The organism is Streptomyces capoamus, assembly GCF_014654935.1.
GTDB lineage: Bacteria > Actinomycetota > Actinomycetes > Streptomycetales > Streptomycetaceae > Streptomyces > Streptomyces capoamus.
This window is the reverse complement of record NZ_BNBF01000018.1, coordinates 36,669-38,090: the sequence shown is the minus strand read 5'-3', so window position 1 is coordinate 38,090 and position 1,422 is coordinate 36,669. Positions and strand designations below refer to the sequence as shown.

Sequence of the window (1,422 nt, the reverse complement as noted above, 5' to 3'; positions counted from 1 at the left end):
CTGCCGGTGGTGCCGGCCTTGCCTGCGGCGGTGCGTCGCGGCTTGCGCGCGGCACTGCTCTCCACGGTCACGTGTGCTCCTCCGTCGTTCCGGCCCCCGGGGTTGCCGGTAGGCCAGTGCGGCTCACCTGTCTCGACCACCGGGCACGGGGTGGGTGCCACTCGGCCGGGAACAGGCGTGACAGGTGCCCCGGCGAGCGCCCTGCAACCATTACGTTACCCAGTGCCTCACATTTCTGTGAAACCCCATTTGACCTGCGATTTTGCTTGGATTTCCAAGTAAATCGAGGTGGCGTGAAAGCGTGCTGGTCACAGCCTTGCGCCAGTCCGGAGCACCCGCACGTTATCCCGCGCACCCAGGTCACGGGAAGGGTTTCATGTGAGACTGGCCTCCCGGGCGAAGAAGGAAAAGTCAGCCTATTTACGATCGGTGACCCGGAGAAATGCCGACGCCCTCCGGTGCACGCTGGAAAAGCCTGCGCGTGACCGAAAGCGACCATCGACGACTGCCTGTGACAAGGCCCAGCTCACAGGCCCTGCGGGTGCCCTACCATCTGGCGCGTGCCGCGCTCATGTGTACCACCCCCCGTCCTCCACGCGCCCCCTCTGGGCGCCCTGCTCCGTCTGTACGCCGCGGGAACCGCCCTCACCTGTGAGCCGGTCGACCAGGGTCTCCTCAACCGCGGCTACCGGCTGTGCACCACCCGCGGCCGCTACTTCCTCAAGCACCACTTCGACCCGGACACCGCCGACCCGGCCGCCATCGAACGCCGCCACCGGGCCACCCAGCGCCTCGCCGACCTCGGCGTCCCGGTCGCCCCGCCGCTCGCCCACCGCGACGGCCGCACGGTGGCCGTCATCGGCGGCCACGCCTACGCCCTGCACCCCTGGATCGACGGCAGGCACCGGCACGGCGGCCAGCTCACCCGCGGGGAGAGCGCCCGCCTGGGGGCGCTCCTGGGCGCCGTGCACGCCTGCCTGGAGCGCGTGATGCCCCCCAAGGGGCGCACCCGCCCGGCGACCGGACCGCACCCCGTGGAGAGCGCCGACCCGGCCGACACCTTCGCCCTCATCGACGACCTGCTCGCCCAGGTGCGCCGGCACCGGCCCCCCGACGCCTTCGACGAACTCGCCCGGCACCGGCTGCTGGAGCGCCGGGCGCTGCTGGAACAGCACGCGGACCGGCGCCCCCCGCGCGGCGGCTCGGTGGGCTGGGTGCACGGCGACTTCCACCCGTTCAACCTGCTCTACAAGGACGACGACGCCCCCGCGGCCATCGTGGACTGGGACCGGCTCGGCGTGCAGCCGCGCGCGGAGGAGGCCGTACGCGCCGCCGTGATCTTCTTCGTACGGCCGGGCGGGACGCTGGACCTGCCGAAGGTGCGCGCCTATGCGCGCGCGTACCGGCGCGCGGCCGGCGCCG

At 72.0% G+C, this 1,422-nt stretch carries 1 protein-coding gene; it reads left to right on the top strand.

The window, feature by feature from the left end; all coding sequences use genetic code 11:
- Positions 1–560: 560 nt before the first annotated feature.
- On the top strand, positions 561–1,422 hold an 862-nt coding region (locus IE312_RS25905), incomplete at its 3' end, for a phosphotransferase (protein ID WP_229900436.1).